20 protein-coding genes and 1 tRNA gene are annotated in these 22,927 nt (G+C 59.3%); 11 read left to right on the top strand and 10 right to left on the bottom strand.

Annotated features, from left to right (window positions below):
* Positions 1-303: 303 nt before the first annotated feature.
* Both JNB91_RS02060 and JNB91_RS02065 read right to left on the bottom strand, forming a co-directional pair.
* Positions 304-2,082 carry a diguanylate cyclase gene (locus tag JNB91_RS02060; protein WP_220323839.1) on the bottom strand — a complete coding sequence of 593 codons (1,779 nt, stop codon included), beginning with the start codon at positions 2,080-2,082 and terminating at the stop codon, positions 304-306.
* Between the two features lie 187 nt (positions 2,083-2,269).
* Entirely contained in the window at positions 2,270-2,749 is a 480-nt protein-coding gene (locus JNB91_RS02065; RefSeq protein ID WP_220323840.1) for a DUF2938 domain-containing protein, read from the bottom strand.
* Between the two features lie 164 nt (positions 2,750-2,913).
* Here JNB91_RS02065 and JNB91_RS02070 point away from each other — a divergent pair, with 164 nt between their 5' ends.
* Together JNB91_RS02070 and JNB91_RS02075 are read left to right on the top strand one after the other, a co-directional pair.
* Positions 2,914-4,161, top strand: a complete 1,248-nt coding sequence (locus JNB91_RS02070) for a TCR/Tet family MFS transporter (RefSeq protein ID WP_220323841.1) — start codon at positions 2,914-2,916, stop codon at positions 4,159-4,161.
* Between the two features lie 127 nt (positions 4,162-4,288).
* Positions 4,289-5,668, top strand: a complete 1,380-nt coding sequence (locus tag JNB91_RS02075) for an MATE family efflux transporter (protein WP_220323842.1) — start codon at positions 4,289-4,291, stop codon at positions 5,666-5,668.
* Positions 5,669-5,886: 218 nt separating this feature from the next.
* Here the strand turns inward: JNB91_RS02075 and carA are convergent, their stop codons facing one another.
* A complete protein-coding gene (gene carA, locus JNB91_RS02080) occupies positions 5,887-7,092 on the bottom strand; it encodes a glutamine-hydrolyzing carbamoyl-phosphate synthase small subunit (RefSeq protein ID WP_220323843.1) in 1,206 nt (401 codons plus the stop codon).
* A gap of 303 nt (positions 7,093-7,395) precedes the next feature.
* On the opposite strand from carA, the gene JNB91_RS02085 reads away from it, so the two are divergent.
* The 4 genes from JNB91_RS02085 (at position 7,396) to JNB91_RS02100 (ending at position 13,914) form a co-directional block, all read left to right on the top strand.
* On the top strand, positions 7,396-7,848 hold the full coding sequence (locus tag JNB91_RS02085; RefSeq protein ID WP_220323844.1) for a GatB/YqeY domain-containing protein: 453 nt from the start codon (positions 7,396-7,398) through the stop codon (positions 7,846-7,848).
* Between the two features lie 132 nt (positions 7,849-7,980).
* Positions 7,981-10,002: a DNA primase gene (gene dnaG, locus JNB91_RS02090; RefSeq protein WP_220323845.1), complete on the top strand. Its 2,022-nt coding sequence runs from the start codon at positions 7,981-7,983 to the stop codon at positions 10,000-10,002.
* Positions 10,003-10,484: 482 nt separating this feature from the next.
* A complete protein-coding gene (gene rpoD / locus JNB91_RS02095) occupies positions 10,485-12,545 on the top strand; it encodes an RNA polymerase sigma factor RpoD (RefSeq protein WP_220323846.1) in 2,061 nt (686 codons plus the stop codon).
* A 127-nt stretch (positions 12,546-12,672) separates the two neighbouring features.
* The gene (locus JNB91_RS02100) at positions 12,673-13,914 is read left to right on the top strand and encodes a DUF930 domain-containing protein (protein ID WP_220323847.1); all 1,242 of its coding nucleotides are present in this window, start codon (positions 12,673-12,675) and stop codon (positions 13,912-13,914) included.
* A gap of 8 nt (positions 13,915-13,922) precedes the next feature.
* On the opposite strand, the gene JNB91_RS02105 is transcribed toward JNB91_RS02100, so the two are convergent.
* Both JNB91_RS02105 and JNB91_RS02110 read right to left on the bottom strand, forming a co-directional pair.
* On the bottom strand, positions 13,923-14,090 hold the full coding sequence (locus JNB91_RS02105; protein WP_220323848.1) for a hypothetical protein: 168 nt from the start codon (positions 14,088-14,090) through the stop codon (positions 13,923-13,925).
* 113 nt (positions 14,091-14,203) lie between these two features.
* Positions 14,204-14,279: transfer RNA gene (locus JNB91_RS02110), tRNA-Ile, on the bottom strand.
* A gap of 216 nt (positions 14,280-14,495) precedes the next feature.
* On the opposite strand from JNB91_RS02110, the gene JNB91_RS02115 reads away from it, so the two are divergent.
* Positions 14,496-15,242 carry an SIMPL domain-containing protein gene (locus JNB91_RS02115; protein ID WP_220323849.1) on the top strand — a complete coding sequence of 249 codons (747 nt, stop codon included), beginning with the start codon at positions 14,496-14,498 and terminating at the stop codon, positions 15,240-15,242.
* A 95-nt stretch (positions 15,243-15,337) separates the two neighbouring features.
* Here JNB91_RS02115 and JNB91_RS02120 read toward each other — a convergent pair whose 3' ends face one another.
* Together JNB91_RS02120 and JNB91_RS02125 are read right to left on the bottom strand one after the other, a co-directional pair.
* Positions 15,338-15,691, bottom strand: a complete 354-nt coding sequence (locus JNB91_RS02120) for a hypothetical protein (RefSeq protein WP_220323850.1) — start codon at positions 15,689-15,691, stop codon at positions 15,338-15,340.
* A 132-nt stretch (positions 15,692-15,823) separates the two neighbouring features.
* On the bottom strand, positions 15,824-16,246 hold the full coding sequence (locus tag JNB91_RS02125) for a secondary thiamine-phosphate synthase enzyme YjbQ (protein ID WP_220323851.1): 423 nt from the start codon (positions 16,244-16,246) through the stop codon (positions 15,824-15,826).
* Positions 16,247-16,531: 285 nt separating this feature from the next.
* Between JNB91_RS02125 and JNB91_RS02130 the strand changes: the two genes are divergently transcribed.
* Positions 16,532-17,212: a phosphatase PAP2 family protein gene (locus JNB91_RS02130; RefSeq protein WP_223218009.1), complete on the top strand. Its 681-nt coding sequence runs from the start codon at positions 16,532-16,534 to the stop codon at positions 17,210-17,212.
* 57 nt (positions 17,213-17,269) lie between these two features.
* Complete coding sequence (locus JNB91_RS02135; RefSeq protein WP_223218010.1) at positions 17,270-18,073, top strand: SDR family NAD(P)-dependent oxidoreductase; 804 nt, start codon at positions 17,270-17,272, stop codon at positions 18,071-18,073.
* A gap of 36 nt (positions 18,074-18,109) precedes the next feature.
* On the opposite strand, the gene JNB91_RS02140 is transcribed toward JNB91_RS02135, so the two are convergent.
* Genes JNB91_RS02140 through JNB91_RS02150 form a run of 3 tightly spaced genes read right to left on the bottom strand, consistent with a single transcriptional unit; the run spans position 18,110 to position 21,470 of the window.
* Positions 18,110-19,321, bottom strand: coding sequence for an SAM-dependent methyltransferase (locus JNB91_RS02140; protein ID WP_220323853.1), 1,212 nt, complete (start codon positions 19,319-19,321; stop codon positions 18,110-18,112).
* Positions 19,321-20,118: a DUF1365 domain-containing protein gene (locus tag JNB91_RS02145; protein WP_220323854.1), complete on the bottom strand. Its 798-nt coding sequence runs from the start codon at positions 20,116-20,118 to the stop codon at positions 19,321-19,323. The genes JNB91_RS02140 and JNB91_RS02145 overlap by 1 nt, the downstream gene beginning before the upstream one ends.
* Entirely contained in the window at positions 20,115-21,470 is a 1,356-nt protein-coding gene (locus tag JNB91_RS02150) for an NAD(P)/FAD-dependent oxidoreductase (protein ID WP_220323855.1), read from the bottom strand. Before JNB91_RS02150 ends, JNB91_RS02145 begins: the two co-directional genes overlap by 4 nt.
* Positions 21,471-21,678: 208 nt before the next feature.
* Here JNB91_RS02150 and JNB91_RS02155 point away from each other — a divergent pair, with 208 nt between their 5' ends.
* Entirely contained in the window at positions 21,679-22,263 is a 585-nt protein-coding gene (locus tag JNB91_RS02155) for a sigma-70 family RNA polymerase sigma factor (protein WP_223218011.1), read from the top strand.
* Positions 22,260-22,919 carry a ChrR family anti-sigma-E factor gene (locus JNB91_RS02160; protein WP_220323856.1) on the top strand — a complete coding sequence of 220 codons (660 nt, stop codon included), beginning with the start codon at positions 22,260-22,262 and terminating at the stop codon, positions 22,917-22,919. Before JNB91_RS02155 ends, JNB91_RS02160 begins: the two co-directional genes overlap by 4 nt.
* Positions 22,920-22,927: the final 8 nt, after the last annotated feature.

Genomic DNA, 22,927 nt, shown 5'->3' on the forward strand with positions numbered 1-22,927 from the left:
GGCATTTGCCTGCCCCGGCCGTTTGCTGCTTTCCTCACGAGACTTGTCAATTCCCGTCATTCCGGCATTCGCGGCCATCATCGAAAACCAGGTTTTTAACCCGTTGAGGACTTCCGGTTCGCGAACCCGGTTTCCCGCCCGATGACGTACTGATTGTGGCGGAAGCTTGCGGGGCGAGGATGAAAATCGCGCAGCATTCCTGCAAAAGTCTGAAATTGCAGGCGTGTTTTTTCGTCGCGGCCGAAATCATCCTCGAGTGAAACTGGCGGGGTTATGCTTCCCGGTTTTGGCTGCCGTCCGGGCTCATTGCTGATCAGGAGCGCCGTCCTTGACCCATCGGTTGCGACCGTTTCTCTTGGCCGAAAGCAGGGCGCGATCTGCCCGTTCCAATACGCTCGATACGGTGCCGTCTTGTGGGGATGTCGAAATGCCAAGGGAAATGGTGACGGGATCGAGCAGGCGTCCACGATAGGACAGGGGAGAGCTTTCGACGGACTGCCTCAGCTGCTCGGCGATCTTCTCGGCATCCGCCGCACTCAAGCCCGGCAGGAGAACGGTGAATTCCTCGCCGCCGAAGCGGAACACGTCGCCCCTGCCGGTCACAACCTCCGACAGGATACGTGCGACATACTGCATGACGGCGTCCCCGGCATCATGGCCGAACTGGTCGTTGAAGCGCTTGAAGTGGTCGATATCGATCATCAAACATGCAAGCGGGGCTGCAGGTTCGTCGACAAGCCGATTGAGTGTCTCGTCGAGAGAGCGACGGTTCATCAGGCCAGTCAGCGCGTCGCGTTTGGCCATGCCGACAAGGCGATGCCGAAGCTGGAGGTTGGCAACGGCGAGGCCGACGTTTTCGGCCAGAAGTTCGAGATAGAGGCGATCTGCCTGTGACGTGTGATTGCCGACTGCTGTCTCAAGGTGGAGAAGCCCGACAATCTCTCCGAGTGCGGTCAGCGGAATGCAGAGATTGCTGTTTTTCGCCATGTGAACGTGATGGCAGATGACATCATCGCCATCGGGTTCGCTCACATGCGGGCGTCCGCGCCTCAGCGCCCAGCAATCGTCGATCGAGAAATTCAGTTCGGATGCCTCCGGGTTCAGCCACTGCCCCAGCGATTGAAGGTTCGAGCCCTGTTCCCTCAGGATGAACAGGTGACCGGCAGCGTCCGGAAAAATCTGCGGCATGAAGCGCGAGACGACGTCCGAGAGTTCCTCCTGGTTCTGACAGGCCTGCACCCGATGCATCATCTGCAGCATCAGGTCCTTCATGCGCTGGTCCTTGCGACGCTCGGCGTCGAGGCGCTCCCTTTCCAGGCCATTGTTGCGAAAAATCTGGATGGCGTGGTTCATTTCGCCGATCTCATCGCGCCTCCCATCGTCCAGTACCTCGACGTCATACTCCTGGCGTGCCAGCCGGGTAACGACATTGCTCATCCGGATCAGCGGCAGCGCCACGCGCCGGCTCAGGACGAAGTAGAGGACGGCGAGAAACATCAGGGCCGTCAGAACCAGCATGGATTTCGCGATGTTGCCGAAGAAATCGCTTCGGGCCTTGGCCGCGTCCACTGCGACCTGCGAACGTGCGGTAACGCTGGCTCTTACCTGTTCTACCTGCTTCAGGAGGTCGGTCTGCAGGCGGTAATGTTCGTCGCCGAAAAGGGCCTGTTGCGCGTCACTCTGCCGGCCGGCGCGATAGGCGCTGATGGCTTCCTTCTCTATCTTGTCGATCGCATCTGCCGCATTTCGAATGCGGTCGAACATCGCCTTTTCTTCCGGCGAGATGCCGAGGTTGGACAGCTTTGCGATACCGTCTTCAAGATGTCCTTCCTGATCGTCGTCGACGTAGAACCGCGCCAGATGCTGTTCATCGCCGCGCATGACGTAAAGTCGTGCCTCGTCCGTGCGGCTCTCGGCGACAATGGCCAGTTCTTCAGCCAGATCATCCAGCTCAAGATGTTGCTGGATCGCCGTGCGCTCCTGCGACGCGCTTCTTGCGGACAATATGAAGGTGGAGGCCGATATGGCCGTGAGAACGAGAGTTACCGCGTAGGCAAGATGAGTGATCGTACTCAGTCGCATCCTGAACCGCCATCTGTTCGCCGACGCAGAATGTTCTTCAACGTCGGGCAAGGGTATTGCGCGCCCATGTTAAGTCGTCGTGATAAACGGGAAGTCAACGACGACAGGTCTGCTTGAGATGGTACGGCGGATCGGGCCCAGGTTGCCGTCGTCTTATGCGGTTCAGACGATGGCGTTCAGTCGGATATCAGCGGATCAGTAGCGCTGTTCCGTAAAGTCCGAGCGCGAAAACCGTGTGAGCGGCAAAATTCAGAAGCCGAACTTTCTTCGGGTTGGGCGTCTTCGATGCCGCCCAGCCGAGGCCCATGCCAGGCTGCATCAGGAACCAGCCGGCGCCGATCGTGACGATGCCGAGGATCCAGGCGGGAAGAAAGGTCGGGGAGCGCATCCATTCCGGCCCCATGATCAGGACAAGAATGACGCCATAAAGGATGCCCACGGCGTAGTGGCCGATCCAGCCGAGCGCCAATTCGTGGCGATAGGGCTCTGCGGCCGAAATGCTGTCGTGAAAGACCTTGCCGTTGGCCAGATGTCGGAACCAACGGCCTGCAGGCGCCCAGTTCGGCTTCGGCTGCTGGTAAACGAAATGCAGGATAAGCGCCCAGACATCCATCAGCACCGTTGCCCCAATGCCGATCAATATGCCCTGAAAGATCAATTCAATCATCAAATTCGCCCCATGGTTGCCGAATGATATAGCCGCGATTCCGTGATCAATCGCATCAAAAACTTTCAAATGTTCCCTCATTGTTCCTGGTTTCTTTTTTCGCTATGCAGGATGAGTGGCGATCCGAGCGCCTTGTCAGCGCGAGAAGTTGAGAGATGCATTCGATGCTCGAAGCAAAATCCGTTCGACGTGGTCTGTTCCTCGTCTTCATGATCCTGTTCCTGGATGTGATCGGTATCGCGATCATCATGCCCGTCCTGCCTGCCTTCCTGCAGGAATTGACGGGAGATAACGTCAGCGACGCGGCGATCGACGGAGGCTGGCTTCTCCTCATTTATTCGGCAATGCAGTTCCTGTTTGCCCCGCTGATCGGCAATTTGTCCGATCGGTTTGGGCGCCGACCGATCCTGCTCATTTCGGTGTTGACCTTCGCCATCGACAATCTTATCTGCGCCGCCGCAACCAGTTTCTGGATGCTTTTTATCGGCCGTGCCCTGGCCGGATTTTCGGGCGGCAGTTTTGCGACCTGTTCCGCCTATATCGCCGATATCAGCGACGACCGGACGCGGGCACGCAATTTCGGCCTTATCGGCATCGCTTTCGGTGTCGGCTTCACGATCGGGCCCGTGATCGGCGGACTGCTGGGCGAATTCGGGCCGCGCGTACCGTTTCTCGGGGCCGGTCTGCTGTCACTCGCCAACTTTGTCGCGGCATGGTTTCTGCTGCCGGAAACACTGGAGCGGCACAATCGCCGAGCCTTCGACTGGCGGCGAGCGAACCCGTTCGGGGCGCTGCGTCAAATGCGCCATTACCCCGGCATCGGCTGGATATTGCTGGTGATGTTTCTCTATTGGCTGGCCCATGCCGTTTATCCGTCCGTTTGGTCTTTCGTCGCCACCTATCGTTATGGTTGGGGCGAAGCGGAAATCGGCATGTCGCTCGGCGTGTTCGGTATCTGCGCGGCTTTGGTCACGGCGTTTGTCCTGCCGCGACTGATACCGGTCCTGGGGGAGTGGCGCACGACGGTGCTTGGGGTTTCTTTTTCCTGCCTCGGACTGATCGGTTACGCTCTTTCCTGGCAAGGCTGGATGGTATACGTGGTGATCCTGCTGACCACGGTGGAAAACGTTGCGGAACCTGCGCTTCGCAGTATTGCTTCGGCCAAGGTGGGGGCATCTGCGCAAGGGGAATTGTCGGGTGCGCTGACCAGCCTCTTCAGCTTGACGACAATCATCGGACCGGCCCTGTTTACACAGCTTTTCAGCGGTTTTACGGGAGAGCGCGCTATCGTTGAATTTGCCGGAGCGCCTTACCTGATGGCGGCTATCTTCATGGCTTTCGCGGCAATCGTGTTCGTTGCGCGGATATCGCGAGATACCGCAGCCGTGACCCCGACCCATCAGGTTTCGTGAAGTAAGCCGCACAAAAACTGCTGGATGGGCCACCAGCCTTGCCCGAAAAACCTGCCGCCTTTATAGGCAAAGTGCTGCGCCGCTGACCATTTTCTGGAAGCGGCCTTTTCTTTTATCGAGGTTTGAAATGTCGAGTTCGCTCAACACGGTCGCAATCGAAAGCCGGGAAAGCTCCTGGGCCGGGCATCTGCGCGCCACGTTTGCTCTGGGGATCCCGCTTGTCGGCGCGCAGCTGGCGCAAATGGCGATCCACACGACCGACGTCATCCTCGTCGGTTGGCTCGGCACGACCGAGCTTGCCTCCGTGGTCATTGCCACGCAGGTATTCTTCATCGTCTTCATTTTCGGCACGGGCTTTACCAGCGCCGTCATTCCGCTGGTTGCGCAGGCGCTTGGCCATCATGACAAGGTGGGTGTGCGGCGTGCGGTTCGCATGGGGCTCTGGGTCGTCATCGCCTATTGCGCCCTGATGGCGCCGATCCTCTGGTTTTCCGAGCCGATCCTGCTTGCGCTCGGCCAGGCGCCGGATGTGGCGGCGAATGCTCAAGGGTATCTGCGCATCGCGCAATGGGGCATGTTCCCGGCGCTCGGCCTGTTCGCCATCCGCAGTTTCGTAACCGGGCTCGAGAAGGGCAGCATCGTTCTCTATGTCACGCTCGGCATGTTCGCGATGAACTTCGTGGTCGCCTATCTGACGATCTTCGGTCATTTCGGCGCGCCGCAACTCGGCCTTTACGGCGCGGCGCTGGCCGCAGTTTGCGCCAATGTCACTGGTTTCGTCATCATCGTTGCCTATGTGCAGATGCACGAGACGACGCGATCCTACGAGATTTTCGTGCGCTTCTGGCGTCCGGACTGGCCGATCATTCGTGAGGTCTTTCATCTTGGCCTGCCGATCAGCTTCACCATTCTGGCCGAAACCAGCCTTTTTGCTGCTGCATCGCTGCTGATGGGAATGATCGGCAAGCTGGAGCTTGCGGCGCACGGCATAGCACTTCAATTGGCGTCGATCGCCTTCATGATCCCGCTCGGACTGGCGCAGGTTGCGACCGTTCGTGTCGGGCTTGCAAATGGTCGCGGTGATGATCTCGGGGTGAAGCGGGCAGGGATCGCGGTCCTTGTCGTCAGCGTCGTCTTCGCGATCGTCGGCAGCATGCTTTATGCGGCGTTCCCGTTCTTCTGGGGTGGGCTGTTTCTGGATACGACGCAGCCCGATGCCGCCGCAGTGCTGGCGCTGGCCGCGCCGCTGATCGTGATCGCCGGGGCATTCCAGCTGGTCGATGGCCTGCAGGCTGTCGGCGCGGGACTGCTGCGCGGATTGAAGGACACGAAGGTCCCGATGATCCTGGCGCTGATCGCCTACTGGCCGATCGGTTTCGTCTGCGCCTATGTCCTGGCCTTCCCGCTCGGTCTCGGCGGCAAGGGCGTCTGGTTCGGCTTCGTGCTGGGACTTGCCGCTGCGGCGATCTTCCTGTGCGTCCGTTTCTGGATGCTGGTGAAGAGGTGAAGTGGTGGATGGGGGCGTCCCCTCACCAACAAAATCTAAGACTTAGCCTTTGGCTAAGATCTTGATTTTGTATCCTCTCCCACAAAGGGGAGAGGTAGGGCGCCGAGATTGCGGCGCTCTCTCCTATCTCTCCCCCTTGTGGGAGAGAAAGCGATTTCAACATCTTAGCTTTAGCTAAGTGTTAGAAATCGCAAGTGAGGGGAAATATCCTCTCCGCCTCAGCGTTCGGCGAGAGCCGGTTCGCCCTTCTTTTCGCGCACCAGATTGATGAAGCGACGGAAGAGATAGTGGCTGTCCTGCGGGCCGGGAGACGCTTCCGGGTGATGCTGGACGGAGAAGACCGGCTTGCCGGAAAGGCGCAGGCCGCAATTCGTGCCGTCGAACAGCGAGATGTGAGTCTCTTCAACGCCTTGCGGCAGCGACTTCGAGTCGACCGCGAAGCCATGGTTCATCGAAACGATCTCAACCTTGCCCGTCGTGTGGTCCTTGACCGGATGGTTGGCGCCATGATGGCCCTGATGCATCTTTTCGGTCTTGGCGCCGAGTGCGAGGCCCAGCATCTGGTGACCTAGGCAGATGCCGAAGGTCGGGATGTCGGTCTTGATGATCTCCTGGATCACCGGAACGGCGTATTCGCCGGTTGCGGCCGGGTCACCCGGGCCGTTCGACAGGAAGATGCCGTCGGGCTTCAGCGCCAGAATGTCTTCGGCGGAGGTCTGTGCCGGGACGATCGTGACCTTGCAGTCGAGGCCGGTGAACAGGCGCAGGATGTTGCGCTTGACGCCGTAATCGATGCAGACAACGTGGTACTTTGCGTCTTCCGGCTTGAGCTCGGAGAAACCTTCGTTCCAGACCCACGGCTTTTCGCTCCACTGCGAGGACTGGCCGGATGTGGCTTCCTTGGCGAGGTCGAGACCTTCAAGGCCGCTCCAGCCTCGGGCTTCGGCCTTGAGCGCCTCGATATCGAAGACGCCATTCGGGTCGTGGGCGATGACGGCGTTGGGTGCGCCATGCTCACGGATCCAGGCGGTCAACGCGCGGGTGTCGATGCCGGACAGGCCGATGATGCCGCGGCTCTTCAGCCAGTCGTCGAGATGTTTTGCTGCACGATAGTTCGATGGATCGGTGATGTCGGCCTTGAAGATCGTGCCGACGGCGCCGCGGCGTGCCGCAGGCGTCAGGTCTTCGATATCTTCGTCATTGGTGCCGATATTGCCGATATGGGGAAAGGTGAAGGTGACGATCTGACCGAGATAGGAAGGGTCGGTGAGGATTTCCTCGTAGCCGGTGAGCGCCGTGTTGAACACGACTTCTGCCGGGACCTTGCCGGTCGCGCCGATGCCGGTGCCTTCGATGACGGTGCCGTCCGCGAGAACGAGGAGGGCGGTGGGCTTCTTAGGTGTCCAGGGAGCGGAGCCGGTCATGTCTATCCTTCTGACCCATCGTTCCCGTCTCGGCGAAGACAGGCTGCAGGGGTTCATGTTGTCGCAGAAAAGTGCGCAAGCGTCATCGCCGGCGGCTCTTCAAATCCAAATGTCGTGCAGGTGTGGGAAAATAAACAAAGGCCAAGGCGCGGTCAATGTCATCCGTTAAAGAATCACCCTCAATCGCCGCAGTTTGGCGGGAAAAGATTGATCGGTCCCGTCGCCTGATCTATCACCGGCTTCAACGGCCCTCGTTTGGGCGCTGCGGGACGTGTCGGCCCGCCATGACGGAGAATACTTCAGATGATGCGCGAAAAGCTCACCGAATCCATGAAGGAAGCCATGAAGGCGAAGGACAGCCGCCGGCTTTCCACCGTTCGTCTGATCCAGAGCGCGGTCAAGGATCGCGACATCGCCAATCGCGGCGTCGGCAAGGATGCCGCCACCGATGACGAGATCCTGCAGATCCTGCAGAAGATGGTGAAGCAGCGCGAAGAGTCGGCGAAGATCTACGAGGATGCGGGACGCGCAGAGCTTGCCACCCAGGAGCGCGAAGAGATCGCGGTCCTGAAGGCTTTCATGCCGGAGCAGCTTTCCGATGAGAAGGTCGACGAGATCGTTGCCGCCGTCGTCGCCGAAATCGGCGCTGCCGGAATGAAGGACATGGGCAAGGTCATGGCAACCTTACGCGAGCGTTATGCCGGCCAGATGGATTTCGCCAAGGCTTCGGGTGTCATCAAGGCGAAGCTGAGCTAAGGCGAGCGCTGCCGTATTGAAGTATCGCGGCGCCTGTGGGCGCCGCAATCGTTTTTATAAAGGGCTGTGAATACCGGGCAAGAAACATCTTGGCCGTGGTGCAGGCCGTGACTTCCGCCTATATGAGTAGACATGCGCTTTTCAAACACGTTCCTAGACGAGATACGCGACCGCGTGCTGATCTCCACCGTGATCGGCAGGCGTGTGACGTGGGATCGGCGCAAGACGAATGTGTCGCGCGGGGATTATTGGGCCTGCTGCCCGTTTCATGGCGAGAAAAGCCCGAGCTTTCACTGCGAGGACCGAAAGGGGCGTTACCACTGCTTCGGTTGCGGTGTTTCGGGTGACCATTTCCGTTTCCTGACGGATCTCGAAGGACTGAATTTCCCGGAAGCCGTGCAGCAGATCGCCGATCTTGCCGGCGTGGCCATGCCGCGGCCCGATCCGCAGATGGAGAAGCGCGAGAAGGAGCGCACCTCGCTGCAGGACGTCATGGAAATGGCGACACTCTATTTTCAGGATCAGTTGCAGAGCGCCAATGGCGCCAAGGCGCGGGCCTATCTTCGCGATCGCGGATTGACCGGTCGGACGATCGAGACGTTTCGTCTGGGCTATGCGCCCGAAAGCCGCAATGCTCTTAAAGAGTATCTTGCAGGAAAGGGCGTGCCGAAGGAGCAGATCGAGGCTTGCGGTCTCGTGCGCCACGGGTCGGATATTCCGGTCTCCTACGATTATTTCCGTGATCGCATCATGTTCCCGATCCTGTCGTCGCGCGAAAAGGTAATCGCCTTCGGTGGCCGTGCGATGGCTGCGGACGCGATGGCGAAATACATGAATTCGCCGGATACCGAACTCTTCCACAAGGGGCAGGTGCTCTACAATTTTGCCCGCGCAAGGCGGGCGGCGCAGGCGGCAGGCGACCGGAAGCAAAGCGGCGCGCTGATTGCCGTCGAAGGCTATATGGACGTCATCGCGCTTTATCAGGCGGGCGTCGAAAATGCCGTTGCACCGCTCGGCACGGCGCTGACGGAAAACCAACTCGATCTTCTCTGGAAGGTGACGCCGCAGCCGGTGCTCTGCTTCGATGGTGACGGCGCCGGTATCCGCGCGGCCAATCGTGCCGCCGATCTTGCCTTGCCGGCGATCAAGCCCGGAAAGTCCGTCAGTTTCGCGCTTCTTCCCGATGGCAAGGATCCGGACGATCTGGTCAAAAACGAGGGCAGGGAGCCATTCGACCGGGTTCTGTCGGAGGCGCGACCGCTCGTCGACATGATCTGGCAGCGGGAAACCACCGGCTCCGTCTTCGATACGCCGGAACGGCGGGCGGAGCTAGATGCCCGGCTGAAGCAGATCGTCTCGGTGATCGGCGACGAAAGCGTGCGTTATCACTACCAGCAGGATATCCGCGGCCGGCTCGGCGCCTTCTTCAATCAGTCGGGTGGGGCAGGTGGCGACCGCCGCCAGAATTTCCAGCGCAACAATAATAGTGCCGGACCGGGGCGCAAGGGCGGGCGTGGCGGAGCGCCGCAGGGCGGATCGGTCGTGGCCGGTGCGATGATCGAAAGCGGCACGGCCGGCAGCGCCAGGCTGAACCAGATGCTGAAGCTTTCGTCCCAGGCGCGGCCGCCTTTGCGCGAAACCGTGCTGGCGCTGACGATCGCAAACCATCCGCAATTGCTGCTCGACGAATATGACGAGATTTCCTCTGTCGATTTCGAGAACAAGGACCTGCAGCGGTTCTGGTCATCGTTGCTGTCGATCGTTGGTCAACTCGGAATGAAGCTTTCTGTTGAAGCCGTTCGCGAGGGATTGGTTGCCGAAGGTTTTTCCGATCTTCTGGCGGGCATGACCCAGCAGGTCCGCAACGCCCGGCTCTGGACGGCGACGGAGGAGGCGGATCCGCAGGATGCTTTGCACGCCTATCGCCAGACGCGCGCGCTGCATTCGCGCAACAAGGAGCTTCGCCTGCAGAAGATGGAACTGCGACGCGAAATCGAGGAGCTTACCGGTGACGAGGAGGAGCGCGGGGACATTCTCATGAGGGCGCTTCTGGAGATCCAGAACGAAATTACCCGGCTTGAGGCGCAGGAAGCCATCATCGATGGCTTTGGTGTTCTTTCCGGGCGGGTAAAAGGTGCGGCGGTCAGCCATTGATTGTCAGGATGCTGTGGAGGCTTAGAGAATGTGAGGCGAAACTGCCGAAGTTTTGCCGTTTCATTCTGTTTTTTGCTTAAGCGCGGTTTAGCCCTCTTGCGTTTTGGTTAACCCTTGTCTTATGGGAAAGCCTGCCTACATATTCGACGAAACTGGTGAACATGCCTGCCACGGGCAGGTGTAACGCGTCTTTTTCCAATTTTCCGGTGTAAATCTCGGGGAAAAGCTTGACGGATCGTTAATTTGTGGGAATCACCATTTCAAGGCAAGTTAGGCGGATTGGGTCAATTGTGTCGGTACTACCGGCAATCCGAGGCGTATGTTCTGTGCAGAACCGTCGTCTGTGGTAATTCGGAATTAAAGGTCATTCCGTTACGAGTGGGCAAGTGATTCGCGGTTAGGGTATGAAGCCTTAAACCGCCAGCCATAAACGTGGCCCATCTGGTGCGGCGCAGTGGCGTTCAGGGAAAGTGACGAAATACATGGCAACAAAAGTCAAAGAAAACGAAGAAGCCGAGAACGAACGCGAAGCCTCGCATGACGGTCCGCTTCTCGATCTTTCTGATGACGCGGTCAAGAAGATGATCAAGGCCGCGAAGAAGCGCGGCTATGTGACCATGGACGAGCTGAATTCGGTTCTGCCCTCTGAGGAAGTGACCTCGGAGCAGATCGAAGACACGATGGCGATGCTGTCCGACATGGGTATCAATGTCGTCGAGGACGAGGAAGCCGAAGAAGGCGCCGCTCGCGACGACGATGACAGCTCCGACGGCGACGACAACGAAAGCGAAGGCGGCGAACTGGCGACCTCCGGCGGCACGGCCGTTGCGACCGTCAAGAAGAAAGAGCCGACTGACCGCACGGACGATCCGGTGCGCATGTATCTGCGCGAAATGGGATCGGTCGAGCTGCTGTCGCGTGAAGGCGAAATCGCGATTGCCAAGCGCATCGAGGCCGGCCGCGAGACGATGATCGGTGGCCTCTGCGAAAGCCCGCTGACCTTCCAGGCATTGATCATCTGGCGCGACGAACTCAACGAGGGCACGACGCTGCTGCGCGAGATCATCGATCTCGAAACCACCTATTCTGGCCCGGAAGCCAAGGCTGCGCCGCAGTTCCAGAGCCCGGAAAAGATCGAGGCCGACCGCAAGGCTGCCGAAGAGAAGGAAAAGAGCCGCAAGGCCCGCATGTCTGCTGCCAATGACGACGACATCACGTCGGTCGGCGGCGAAATGCCCATGGAAGAAGAGGAAGAGGACGACGACGAGTCGAGCCTGTCTCTTGCCGCCATGGAAGCGGAACTGCGTCCGCAGGTCATGGAAACGCTCGACCTGATCGCCGATACCTACAAGAAGCTGCGCAAGATCCAGGACCAGCAGGTTGAGGCGCATCTCTCCTGTTCGGGCACGCTGTCTTCGGGGCAGGAGAAGCGCTACAAGGAACTGAAGGACGAGCTGGTAACGGCGGTGAAGTCACTGTCGCTCAACCAGAACCGCGTCGACAGCCTTGTCGAGCAGCTCTACGACATTTCCAAGCGCCTGATGCAGAACGAAGGCCGCCTGCTGCGCCTCGCCGAATCCTATGGCGTCAAGCGTGACTCGTTCCTCGAGCAGTATCAGGGTGCCGAACTCGATCCGAACTGGATGGAAGCGATCGGCAATCTTGCAGCCAAGGGCTGGAAGGAATTCGCCAAGGCCGAGACCCGGACGATCACGGATATTCGCTCAGAAATCCAGAACCTTGCGACCGAAACCGGCATTTCCGTTGCCGAGTTCCGTCGTATCGTGTCGATGGTGCAGAAGGGCGAGCGCGAAGCGCGTATCGCCAAGAAGGAAATGGTCGAAGCCAATCTTCGCCTCGTCATTTCCATCGCCAAGAAGTACACGAACCGCGGCCTGCAGTTCCTCGACCTCATTCAGGAAGGCAATATCGGCCTGATGAAGGCGGTCGACAAGTTCGAATACCGCCGTGGTTACAAGTTCTCGACCTATGCGACATGGTGGATCCGTCAGGCGATCACTCGTTCGATCGCCGACCAGGCCCGCACGATCCGTATTCCGGTGCACATGATCGAAACGATCAACAAGATCGTTCGTACCTCGCGCCAGATGCTGCACGAGATCGGTCGCGAGCCGACCCCGGAAGAGCTGGCTGAAAAGCTGGCGATGCCGCTCGAAAAGGTCCGCAAGGTCCTGAAGATCGCCAAGGAGCCGATTTCGCTCGAAACCCCGGTGGGTGACGAAGAAGATAGCCACCTCGGTGACTTCATCGAGGACAAGAACGCGCTTCTGCCGATCGACGCCGCCATTCAGGCGAACCTGCGCGAAACGACGACCCGTGTTCTGGCTTCGCTTACCCCGCGTGAAGAACGCGTGCTGCGCATGCGCTTCGGCATCGGCATGAACACCGACCATACGCTGGAAGAAGTCGGCCAGCAGTTCTCGGTTACCCGCGAACGTATCCGCCAGATCGAAGCCAAGGCGCTGCGGAAACTCAAGCATCCGAGCCGCTCCAGGAAGCTCCGGTCGTTCCTCGACAGCTAAGGCTTTCGGAACGGTCTTCAAATTATCGGCATATCGCCCGGCAGATGAAAGTCTGCCGGGTTTTTTGTTGTTCGCCATGGGGCCTGAGGACTTCATACCGCCGTTCTTTCGTCCTACATCGGTTGGCATGCAGGAAGGATCGCAGAAGCCACGTCACAAGCTTTATGGAGGCATTGCCGCCTCTGTCGCCCTGCATGTGATCATTGCGGTGGCGCTTTTCGTGCGCCTTCCTGCCGCCGAGATGCAGCCACCTCAGGAGGAAAGCGTTTCCGTCGAAATCGTACCGCCGCCGGAAGAGCAGCCGGCCGAGGAAAAACCTGCGGAACAGGAACAGGCCCTGAACCTGACCATGCCGGAGCAGGAGCCGGAAGAAGAGAAGCCGCAAGAGCAGGCACCGCCGCCGCCTGAGCCGGCGCAACAGCCCGTGGAAGAGGCCAAGGTCGAGCCACCCCCGCCACCTCCGGCACCGGAAGAAAAGGCGGAAGCGGAACAGCCAGCGCCAGCAGAAGAGCCGCCACCGGCAGAAGAGCCGCCACCGGAAGAGCAGGCAGCGGAACCGCCACCACAGCAGCAGCCGGAGCCTGCCACCGAAAGTGCTGCCCAAAACAACGAGCAGCAGGAGGCGAACGGCCGTCCGCTGCCGGTTCTTCGTCCGGTGTTTGAGTTCGGAGAAGACAGCAAGGGATCGGGCATCTCTCCTGATGGCAACGCAGCCGAGGAGGGGGAGGTGGCGAAAGCCAAGGATCGTGATCCTGAAATCCCGTCAGAAGAGGCCGAAGAGACGAGCGAAGCAGAGCCGAGCGAAACCGAGGCCGTTGAGACCGGGGCAGCTGCGCCGGCCTTGCCGCAGGATGTTGCTCCACCGTCTCTCGAAACGGCCAATGCCAATCCGCTGGCAACAAGCGATGACGGCACGATCGAGGGCATTCTTGCCGATATCGCCGCCGAGCCGGTGGAAAAACCTCCAGAGGAGGAGCCTGTCGAGGACAAAGCCTCGAAGGATAAGCCTATGACGGAGGCCAAGCGGCTGTTTTCGCAGACGGATACGTCCGATGCCTCGGCGACGACGGCAATGGGCAATATTCCGCGCGGCGTGCGGGCGAGCCAGCTCTGCACCACGGAACTGAGAGAGCAGCTGCGGCATGGTTCTCCCGCCTACCAGCCGGAAATCCTGCCATCCTATTCGCTGCCGAAGGGAAATATTCTCGATATCCGCAGCGCGGCCTTCCGTGCCGGCGCGCAATGGTATGACGTGCGGTTTCGTTGCGAGATTGACGACGGTGCGACGAAAGTGGTGTCCTTCGGCCTCGAAGTGGGTGGCGCGGTGCCGCGCAGCCAATGGAAGGCCAGGCGGTTTCCAGAGTTCTGACCGGCGACTTACAGCGTCTGCGTCTCATCGAGCATATGAACCAGCTCGCGAATCACATCCAGCGCCTCGCTGAGCACGACCAGCATTTCGTCCGAGGGGATCGAGTCGAGATTTTCAATCGCATCGGTAAGCTTCGCTACGATGTCGGTGCTGAGTGCCGTTGCGTCTGCTGCCATGCCGAACCCTCTGTCTAAAGATTAGGACCTGAGGAAGGTGTCATGCATGGTGACCAAGTCAATGGCTGCGGTGCTAATCGTGCGCAAATTAAGGCGCTGTAGAATATGGAAAATGGTGGGCCCGGAGGGACTCGAACCCCCAACCAAGCGGTTATGAGCCGCCGGCTCTAACCATTGAGCTACAGGCCCTGCCGGTTACGGCAGCGGTGTGACGCAATGGTTCGTCGCACCTTGATGCCCGCTCTAACCCAATTCTACACGCGTAACAAGCTGTTGCCGCAATAGCTTCACAATGAAGCTGCAGGTAGGGTTCGGTATTGCCAGAAAACCGCTTTCCCGTCGTACTGTCCTAGTGGCAATCTGGCGGGAAAGGTGGCCCTAAATATTGTGAACAAGGAAAAACCGATGAAGCCTATCACCCATTTCGCCTACGCAGCACTCCTGATGCCGATGGTGCTTGCCGGTCCCTTGTCCAGCAGCGTTCTGGCTCAGGAAAACCAGCCGCCGCGGGAAGCCCAGATCAACGTATCGGGGGAGGGGGAAGTGTCTGTCGTGCCGGATATGGCGATCCTGTCCCTGACGGTGCTGCAGCAGGCGGAAACGGCAGAGGCTGCACTGACGGCCAATAATGCGGCCATGCGCAATGTCGTCGGCGCGCTTCGTGAGCGCGGCGTCGAGGAACGGGATATCCAGACGAGCCAGTTCCAGATCTTTCCGCGTCATGAGCAGGTGGAAAACAAGGATGGCAATGCTGAGCCCGGCAAGATCGTCGGTTACCAAGTCAGCAATGCATTGACCGTGCGGGTGCGCGATCTTTCCAAGCTCGGCGCGCTTCTCGACCAATCGGTCAAGCTCGGCGTCAATGAAGGCGGCCAGATCAGCTTTTCCAACGACAATCCGGAAGCTGCTCTGACGGAAGCCCGCAAAAAAGCCGTTGCCCAGGCGCTTTCCAAGGCGAATACGCTGACGGAAGCAGCCGGCGTCAAGCTCGGCCGGATCATCGAGATGAGTGAAAACTCTGTTCGTCCGATGGCCCAGCCGATGGTGCGCATGGCGATGGCGAAGGAAATGGCAGCGGATTCCGTTCCAGTTGCGGCTGGCGAGAGCACCTATTCGGTGACCGTCAACGTGACGTTTTCCCTGCAGCAATAGAATTTTTCTTGCTCAAGATCCAAATAAAGAAGCCGGCCAGTTCTCTGGCCGGCTTCTTTCATATCATGCATCGTGTCTAGCCGGAGGTTCGTGGCTTAGCGCCGGATGACCGGGCAGCCACGCTCGTTGGCGAAGACCACGCGATCCCGGCCATGGCGGTCGCGACCGACAACGACGATGGCGCGGCGGGAGGCGTCAACGACACGGACACGCCTCAGGCCCATGCGCTCGGCCTTGTCGAGCGCGCGTGCCGGAGAGCAGCCCGGACGGCCATGGTGGCGGCGCCAGTCGCGGTCACGATCATGATGGCGGTCGTAATATTGCACGTAGATGCCATTGCCATTGATGCCAAAGCCGCGATCCGAGGCGGCTGCGGTGGACGCGGTGGCGGAGATGCCGCTCAGAGCGACGATCGCGGCAAGGCCGATCCTGGTGAGCAAACTGGTCATGGGTGATCCTCCGGTTGCAGCAGTTTTTCTTTTCGCCATATCAGGCGATGTCCGGAGATTAGGATTGGCAGCCTGAACATATCCCCAAGGGGGCATTCAGGTTCTGTTCAGCGCGGTGAAGGGCTCGTCAGGTCAGGTTGAGAGGTGAAGAACGATCTCCCGGCGATGCGGCTGGTCGCGGTGTTCGAACAAATAGATGCCCTGCCATGTACCGAGCATGAGGCGGCCTGCATTGACAGGAATGCCGATAGAGACGGCCGTCAGTGCTGCCTTGATATGTGCCGGCATGTCATCCGGGCCTTCGGCCGTGTGAACCACCCAGCTCATGTCGGGGTGGATTGATGGAGGAACCAGTCGGCCGAAAAAGGTTCTGAGATCCCTTTGCACATCGGGATCGGCATTTTCCTGAATGAGCAGTGAGCAGGATGTGTGGCGGACAAAGACCGTCAACAGCCCCTGGCCGACATGGTGATTGCGCACGAATGCATCGGCCTGATCGGTGAATTCGTAAAGCCCTTGGCCTTGGGTGGAGACGGAAAGCATGGTTTGCGGCATAAAATCCTCCTTCTGTCCGTCCGATCATCTTTTTCGCCGACCTCGTTTCACGCAATGCATGGGGCTGCACCCGGATTTCAGGTCGACCTTCCTCAGAATCAGCGCAAGCGGGTTGGCGCAGGCGCAGATGATCGTCAGGATGCGCCACACGTCAATATGAACGGGATGGCGCGTCGAATTCTTGTGTGGCGGCGCCTTTGTCCTATCTAGACTGGACACTTCATAAACCAGCGAGAGAGCATGCCATTCAATCAGCGTATTCGTCAGAGGTTCATCGACCGGTTCATGACGTTCGAACCCATCGGCCTCATCGTGTTTGCCTTGATGGCTGGTGGTATCTTCGCGTTTCTCACTCTGACCGGAGAGGTGATGGAGGGAGACACGCATGCCTTCGACGAGGAAATTCTCTTGGCGCTGAGGCAGGCGACGGACCTTGCCGTGCCGATTGCGCCATCCTGGGTGACGCATGCGGTCGGCGATATAACGGCGCTCGGTGGGGTCACGGTTCTGTCGCTGATGACCATTTTCGCTGTCGTCTATCTTCTCCTGGCCCGGCAGACGGCAATTGCCGTCTTCATGTTTCTGTCGATCGCCGGCGGCTGGCTGGTGAGCAGTGCGCTCAAGCTCGGCGTTGCACGGCCTCGTCCGGATATCGTACCGCATCTGGTGGAGGTTCATGACATGAGCTTTCCAAGCGGCCATGCGATGCTTTCTGCCGTCACCTATCTGACGCTGGCGGCACTGCTTTCGCGGGCCGAGCAATATCGTGCGACGCGGATGTTTCTGATGGCCGCCGGTATTTTTCTGACGCTCATCATCGGTCTGTCCCGTCTCTATCTCGGCGTCCATTACCCGACCGACGTGTTGGGCGGCTGGTGCGCCGGTGCCGTGTGGGCAGCGGGGTGCTGGCTGCTCGCGCGTCGCTTCATCGAACGTAGGCCTAAGGATGCTGTCTCCGTGAGGTGACATTCCGGTCTGGATCGCGAAGATCCGATTGTCGCTGCTTTACGTATCAGAGACCAGATGATGGAGGATATCGTGGCGGAAGCAGCAACAGCAAACAAGCTCGCATGGATTACCGGGGCGAGTTCGGGCATAGGCCGCGCGGTTGCGCTGAGGCTGGCGGATCGGGGCTGGAGGGTTGCCGTAAGTGCTCGTTCTCTGGAGAAGCTTGAGGCACTTGCGAGAGAGCGGCCCGGTCTGATCCATGCCTATCCTCTCGACATTACCGATGGTGAGGCGCTGAGGAATGCGGTGAAAGATATCGAGCAATCGCTCGGGCCGATCGATCTCGCCCTGTTTTCGGCCGGCGGTTACGTGCGTGAAAGTGCGCGCCGCTTCGATGCCGAAAAACTGGCCGATCTGTTCAACCTGAATGTCGTCGGTACCGCCCACGCGCTTGAAGCGGTGATGGCGCCGATGATCGCACGAGGCTACGGGCATATCGCCGTGATTGCTTCGGTTGCCGGCTATATCGGCCTGCCGGGTGGCGGAATTTATGGTGCGACGAAATCGGCGCTGATTACTCTATGCGAAGCATTGCGACCGCAATTGGAGCGGGAAGGGATCGTGCTGCAGGTCATCAATCCCGGCTTTGTCGATACGCCGATGACGAAGACGAACGATTTTCCGATGCCCTTCCTGATCGGGCAAGACGAGGCGGCCGAGGCTATACTCAAAGGGCTGGACAGCAAACGGTTCGAGATCGTCTTCCCGTGGAAGATGAAGGTGGCGATGAAGCTGCTCGCAGCCATGCCCTATGCGATCAGCCTGGCCGTTACGCGCAGGATGCTGCGCAAGGATGATGCCATAGATTCAAAAAGATAGAGCGTCCTTTGTGCGTCCATTCGGACGCACGGCGCTCTAGCGAGCAAGCCTGAACTGTACGACATCGAGACGACCGGTGCGGAAACCGGCGGCGCAATATTGCAGGTAATAGTGCCACATGCGGAAGAAGCGTTCGTCGAAGCCGTGCGACATTATCCTCTGCCAGTTCTCCCTGAATGCCTTGTCCCACAAAAGCAGGGTACGCTCGTAATCGCGGCCGAAGCAGAAGCGGTCCTCGACCGAAAACTGTGAGGCTCGTGCCGTGGTTTCGAAAGCCGTGATGCTGGGCAGCATGCCGCCCGGAAAAATGTAGGCCTGGATGAAATCCGCATGGCTGCGGTAATGGGCGAACCGTTCCTCGGCGATGGTGATGACCTGAACGAGGGCCTGCCCTTTCGGGGAGAGCAGGGATCTGACCCTATCGAAATAGGTTTGCCAGTTTTCTTCGCCGACTGCCTCGAACATCTCGATCGAAACGATTTTGGTGAAGGTGCCTTCGCAGTCGCGATAGTCTTCCAGACGGATATCGGCGCGGTGTTCAAACCCTGCCTGCCTTAGCCTTGCTTGCGCAAACGCGGCCTGTTCCTTGGAGAGCGTCAATCCGGTGACGCGGCATCCGGTTGCCCGGATAGCCTCTTCGGCAAAACCACCCCAGCCGCAGCCGATTTCGAGCACATGGTCGTCTCTGCCGATCTTCAGTTCCTCGATGATGCGTCGGTATTTGGCTTTTTGCGCATCGGCGAGATTTTCGCGCGGGGTGGAGAAAATGGCGGATGAGTAGGTCATGGTTTCATCGAGCCACTGGCCGTAGAACGCATTGCCGAGATCATAGTGGTAGGCGATGTTGCGGCGGCTGCCGGCCTTCGAATTGCGGTTCAGCCGGTGGCGGATGCGGGCGATGAAGGCAGCAACGGGACTTGCCTTCATGATACCCTGCCAGCGCGCCTCGTTGGCGATGGCCAGATCCATCACTGCGCCCAGATCCGGGGTTTCCCATTCGCCTTCAAGATAGGAGGTGGCAAAGCCGAGGCTGCCGCCTGCTGCCAGACGGCGAAGCGGACGCATCGTCCTGAATTCGATTGTGGCTGTTGGGCCGCTTGTCTCTCCGGCGAAACGCGCTTCGCGGCCGCTCGGAAAACGCAGCGTCAACTGGCCAAATGCCAGGCGATTGGCCCATCGGCAGAGAATTCTTTCGAGAAACGAAAAGGACGGCAACGGCAGTTCAAGCTTGTGATCGACATCCGACATCAGCGGGTCTCCGTCCGTGTTCTATGGGCTACGATGGTCGAGGCTCTGGGTGAGGCTGCGCGCGCATGACGATGAACGGGTACGCGCTTCAGCCACAGGCGCAGCGCCTCCCAATGGATTGCAGCCGTCACCTTAAGCGTCATCAGCGGATATCGGAGAAAGGCCTTCGCCAGACCGCGGTCGGTGAGGGGCGAATGCCTGCCCTGGAACATCGCATAGAGAAACATGCCGTCTGCGTCGGATTCCTTGATGGCAATCCGCACCTGCTCTGCGGGTGTCCTGACCGAGAAATCGTAGCGGCAATTCATCGGCACGAAGGGCGAGACGTATAGATCCTTGTTGCAGGAATGGCTTATCTGGCCGCCGTCCTCGCCATCGGCTGGAATGATATAGGCATGCCGTTCGTGGAAGGTGTTGCAGACTTCGTAGATGACGGCGCGCAAATCGTTTTCAGGCCCGTAGCAGAAATAGACGGTGAGGGGATTGAAGACGTAGCCGAAGATGCGGGGATAGCAGAGCACCCTAACATTCAGGCCATCGGTGGTTATGCCGGCATTCGAGAGCTGGCCCGCAACCCATTGCTTGAGGCCATTCGGGGTGCCATCGCCATGGTCCTTTTGCCAGAAGCTGAACAGGCCTCGTCGGTTTACGCTGAACAGGCCCAGCGACCTGTCTAGCACCGGGAGTTCGTCGAGGTCGAGCAACAGGGAGAAGACGCTGTAGCGCAGGTTATGCCTTTTCGGCCTCAGCCTCGTGTGGACGACAGTGCCGGCATAGATGCTGGAGGTCGGGCTCATTCGGCGGCCTCGCGAAAATCCCGGATGCTGATCCGGCCGGATTCGTTTTCGACGCTCCACGGACGGCGGTTGGCCCCGAGCGCTTCGGCGACGGCGAGCCCGGATTGCAGGCCATCCTCATGAAAGCCGCTGCCGAAATAGGCGCCGCAGAACCATGTGCGGTTGCGACCCTGAAGTTGCCAAAGATCGTTCTGGGCTTTCAGGGCGCGCGTGTCGAAGCGGGGGTGGGTGTAGTCATAGGTACCGTGGATCAGTGTCGGCTGCGGTTCTCGGTTGGGGTTGAGGGTGAGGAAGAGAGACCGGTCTGTGGGTAGGTTTTGGAGCCGGTTCATCCAGTAGGTGACGCAGAGCTGCTGATCGCCGTTGCCTTGCGTGCCGCTCAAATAGTTCCAGCTTGACCAGACATTGCGGTGTTTCGGCATCAAGGCGGGATCGCTGTGCAGGACCGCCTTGTTGCGGGTGTACCCGAACGCCCCAAGCAGATCCCGTTCGCGGTCGTCGGCATCTGCCAGCATGTTCAGGGCTTCATCCGCATGGGCTGCAATCACCACATCATCGAATTCGTCCGAATGGCCGTTCCCGTCGGTCACCGTTACGCCGTTTGCGGCGCGGCGGATCGAGGCGACCGGAGCGGAAAGCCTGATCGTTCCGCGGAAATCGGAGGCCAGGCGCGTGACATACTCCCGACTGCCACCTTCGACGGTGCGCCATTGCGGCCTGCCGGAAAGAAGCAGCAGGCCGTGGTTGACGAAGAAGCGAAGGAAAGCATGCAGGGGATAATCATGCATTTCGCTCGCCGTCGCCGACCAGATGGCGGCCCCCATCGGCATCAGGTGATCATTGATGAAGGCCGCAGAGTAGCCCGCCTGGCGAAGATAGTCGCCAAGGGTGAACTCCCGCATATCCGGCTGATCCAGAAGGGCGGGGGAATGTTTGTAGAATTTGAAAACGTCGCGCAGCATGGCCCAGAACCTTGGGCGAAGAATATTCCGTTTCTGGCCGAGGAGGCCTTTGAGACCGGTGCCGCTATATTCGAAACCGCCGCCATCCATGGATGCTGCAAATGACATATCCGAAGCAATCGTCGGTACGTTCAGCTGGTCGAACAATGCGACGAGGTTTGGATAGTTGGTTTCGTTATAGACGATGAAGCCGGTATCGACCGCGATGCTGCGGCCATCCATCTCGACATTCACGGTATTGGCGTGGCCGCCCAGCCGGTCGGAAGCTTCGTAGAGAGTGACGTCGTTATTTCTGGACAATAGCCATGCGCAGGATAGGCCACTGATGCCTGATCCGATGACTGCGATCCTTTTCGCTTCCCGTCCGAAATTCCCAGTCAAAGGCGTCATCCCAGCATCCTCGCGCTTTTCTGCTCTTCAATACGAACCAGGACGGCAATCGGATCTCTTTAAAAAAATCACAAGGGCTGTGATCCGCGTTCGTAAGTCCTTCGTAAAGCTTGCCATGAACTTGAGCTCGCCTATCTCGCTTGATAAATGGCAAATACGCCGACCGTCGCCTGCCAGGCGGACGGGACACGCAGCGCATGGGCTCGGGATGAACAAGAAAAACTCCGGTGGCTTGGCGGCCGACGATCTCGCGAAAGCCGAGATGGTGCGGCTCCTTTCCATCGTCGGACGAGAGCGCAGTGCCGATGCGTTCGAAGCGATCTTCCGTTTTTATGCTCCGCGCGTGCGCAGCTTCATGGCAGCCAAGACCAAGGACCGGCAGGCTGCCGAAGAGCTGATGCAGGAAACCATGACTGCGGTCTGGAACAAGGCCGGGCAGTTCGATCCGGCGCGCGGCAACGTTTCGGCATGGATCTACACGATCGCACGCAATGTGCGCATCGATGCCTTCAGGCGCAAGCGTCCGGAATTCGACGCCAATGATCCGGCCTTCGTCGCGGATGATGTAGCCCCTGCGGATCAGGAGTTCCAGCAGATCCAGGAAGCGCAATTGTTGCGCGGTGCGATGGCGACCTTGCCTGAGGAGCAGCTTGATGTGTTGCGTCGGGCGTTTTTCGACGAGGCGTCACACTCCACGATTGCCCGTGATCTCGGCGTTCCGCTCGGAACCGTGAAGTCGCGCATAAGGCTTGCATTCGAAAAACTGCGTTCCTCACTGGAGGGGCGGCTATGAGCGTAAAGCATCATATCAGCGATGACTTCCTGATCGACTATGCATCTGGAAGCCTTTCGGAAGGGTGGAGCCTGGCGGTCGCAAGCCATCTGGCGCTTTGCCCCGAATGTCGCCAGCGGCTTTACACCATGGAGGGGGCGGCGGGAGCGCTTCTGGACAAGGCAGGCGAAAGCGCCAGCGAGGACGACGCCTGGGCGCGCTTCAAGGCTCGGACGATCGATATCAAGGTCGAGGAGATCAAGCCTGCTGCCGCCACAACTGCGAAGTCTAAAGCGGTGCTTCCCGAACCGCTTCGATCCTATCTCGGTGGTGATCTTGGAGAGCTGAAATGGCGGGCGCTCGGGCGCGGGGCCTACCAGATCCTGATCGATACGAAGGATCCCGAGACGCAGGTAAGGCTGCTGCGTATTCCGGCCGGAAAGCCGGTGCCGGAGCACACACATGAGGGCCGGGAGCTGACGCTGGTGCTGGCAGGCAGTTTTCGCGACGGCGACGACCTTTTTGCGCGCGGTGACATTGAGGAAGCAGACGGCGACCTCCTTCATACGCCGACCGCCACCGAGGGTGAGGACTGCATCTGCCTCGCCGTCACGGAAGCGCCGCTGAAATTTTCGAGCTGGATTGTTCGGCTGGTGCAGCCGATTTTGAAGATCTGACTGGAGAA

The organism is Aliirhizobium wenxiniae (assembly GCF_019511445.1).
GTDB classification, from domain to species: Bacteria; Pseudomonadota; Alphaproteobacteria; order Rhizobiales; family Rhizobiaceae; genus Neorhizobium; species Neorhizobium wenxiniae_A.